Annotated in this window: 3 protein-coding genes; 2 read left to right on the top strand and 1 reads right to left on the bottom strand. The window is 57.4% G+C overall.

What is annotated here, in order from left to right:
* The first annotated feature begins 282 nt into the window (after window positions 1–282).
* Complete coding sequence (locus FCK22_RS17875) at window positions 283–456, top strand: CsbD family protein (RefSeq protein ID WP_082852044.1); 174 nt, start codon at window positions 283–285, stop codon at window positions 454–456.
* 61 nt (window positions 457–517) lie between these two features.
* On the opposite strand, the gene FCK22_RS17870 is transcribed toward FCK22_RS17875, so the two are convergent.
* On the bottom strand, window positions 518–676 hold the full coding sequence (locus FCK22_RS17870; protein WP_082852043.1) for a YqaE/Pmp3 family membrane protein: 159 nt from the start codon (window positions 674–676) through the stop codon (window positions 518–520).
* Between the two features lie 186 nt (window positions 677–862).
* On the opposite strand from FCK22_RS17870, the gene FCK22_RS17865 reads away from it, so the two are divergent.
* Complete coding sequence (locus FCK22_RS17865; RefSeq protein WP_067264074.1) at window positions 863–1,723, top strand: mechanosensitive ion channel family protein; 861 nt, start codon at window positions 863–865, stop codon at window positions 1,721–1,723.
* Window positions 1,724–2,155 lie beyond the last annotated feature (432 nt).

Below are 2,155 nucleotides of genomic sequence, written 5' to 3'. Positions count from 1 at the left end.
CTGAGGCAGCAAAGAAAACTGCAAAGGAGGCCAAAACATTGACCGCATCATAGACCACGACGCATAACTGAGGGTGGGTCAAATCTCGGTGAAAATACCGGGTCAGTTCTCAGTGACAATCAACATCTGAAGGAAAAGTATTTCCCGCCCCCGGGCACCATTTCAGACCAAATCAAACAGACCACACCCTCGCCACCATCAGCGCGTGATTTCCCTCACCCGCAACGGAACCCGCGCCTCCTGCCCAACGTTGTTCCCCTACCTAGATAGAGGAGAGCAACCATGGCAAATGACGACCAAGCAAAAGGCAAGGCGAAAGACATCGGTGGCAAGCTGAAAGAAGAAGCTGGCGATGCCACAGGCAACGAAGACCTGAAGCACGAAGGTCAGGCCGATCAGGCCGAGGGCAAAGTGCAAAAGGGTGTCGGTGACGCCAAGGACAAACTATCTGATTGATTGCAAAAGCGCGCCTCTTACCGGAGGCGCGCTTTTTCTATTCGGGCTGCTGCCCGCGCCATCACCTTTTGATGATGATATAGAGCGCATGGACGATCCCGGGCAGGTAGCCCAGCAAGGTCAGGAGAATGTTAATCCAGAAGTGCTTTCCCAGACCTTCCTGCAAGAACACCCCAAGAGGGGGCAGTAGGATAGCGATGATGATGCGAATGATGTCCATAGTGTCACGCCGGGTGCGCCGGGCTCCTTTCCAAACAGATTAAACCTTGCCCTAAGCTAGCCCCCGATCATCACACGGCCAGTGGTGGCGCGTTGAGGGGCGCGCAATTAACACTCGCCGCAGCATGGGTTTTGCGGCAATCTACCAAACAGCCAGAGGAGGGGCAGGGTGGAGCCAGTCAGGATCATGTGGCGCCAGATCATGGAGATGGCGCGAGATGCAATCGCACTCTTGCCACAGATCGCTGTCGCAACCCTCGTATTGATATTGACCTGGGCCATTGCCGCGCTTGGGCGGTCGCTGGTCAGTAGAACCTTGTCCCGCACCAAGCTGCGCCCGAGCCTTCACGACCTCTTTACCCTTTTGACATCTATCCTCATCTGGGTCTTTGGCATCATGATCGCGGCCGTGATCGTCTTTCCCGGCCTCACACCTGCCAGCATTCTGGCGGGGCTCGGCATCGGGTCGGTCGCCATTGGCTTCGCTTTCAAGGACGTCTTTGAGAATTTCCTCGCCGGGATCATCATCCTCTTTCGCCGTGAGATGCGCATGGGGGATCATATCGAATGCGAGGGGATCGAGGGCAAGGTCACCCATATCGCCATCAGGGAAAGTCATATCCGCCAGACAGACGGGCAACTGGTGATCGTGCCCAATGCGATGCTTTTCAAGAACCCCGTCTATGTGCGCACGGATCAAAAGCACCGTCGGCAAACCGTGATCTGCGGGGTGGCCTATGATGTCGATCTGGGTGAGGCGCGGGCAGTGATCTCCGAGGCCGTCGCGCGCTGCGAGACGGTAGAGCAGGGGGAGCATCCGATTCAGGTTTTTGCGCAGGAGTTCGGGGAGTCCTCCATCAACTTCGAGGTGACTTGGTGGACAGGCTCAGCCCCGGTCGAGCAGCGCCGCTCTCGGGATGAGGTGGTGACCGCGGTGAAACGGGCGCTGGACGAGGCTGGACTGGAGATTCCTTTCCCTTACCGCACGCTCACCTTCAAAGAGCCGCTTCCGCTCAGTCGGGCGGAGGAGGATGCAGGGGAGGGGTAGGGCCTGCGCCGCGAGTCGCCGATTTTGCCCTGTGATCCCGTGAATCGCGGTCGATTCATGGGCCGGCAGTGAGGGTATCGGCTTAGATAGGGCAGGGGGGGCCAGCTCCCGCGCGTTAGATGCGGGAAATTAGCACGCCATTTCAGCATCTTGCCGAAAAGTTCCTCGAAATCTCATCTTTTCTCAAATTTCTGCTTGCGGCTTTGCCCCACTAACCTTAGAACCCCCTCTACCGGCGGCGCTGAGACGCACCGCTGGGGCGCCAGACGGGGCGGACGGCAGCGGAGACGCGGTGGTTCGGATCACGAGGCGGATAAGAATTCGAGGTATTAGAGGCGGGGCGCGCCAAGAAGTTAGGGCGCATCTCAGTTTCTTTTGTCTCAACGCTGTTTGAAAATTTGATATCTGAAGAGATATGTGGGCGGTTTGGTT

Origin of the sequence: Sulfitobacter sp. 15WGC (genome assembly GCF_005068605.1) — a bacterium.
GTDB lineage: Bacteria > Pseudomonadota > Alphaproteobacteria > Rhodobacterales > Rhodobacteraceae > Sulfitobacter > Sulfitobacter faviae.
The sequence above is the reverse complement of the archived record's forward strand: the minus strand, read 5'-3'. Positions and strand labels throughout refer to the sequence as shown.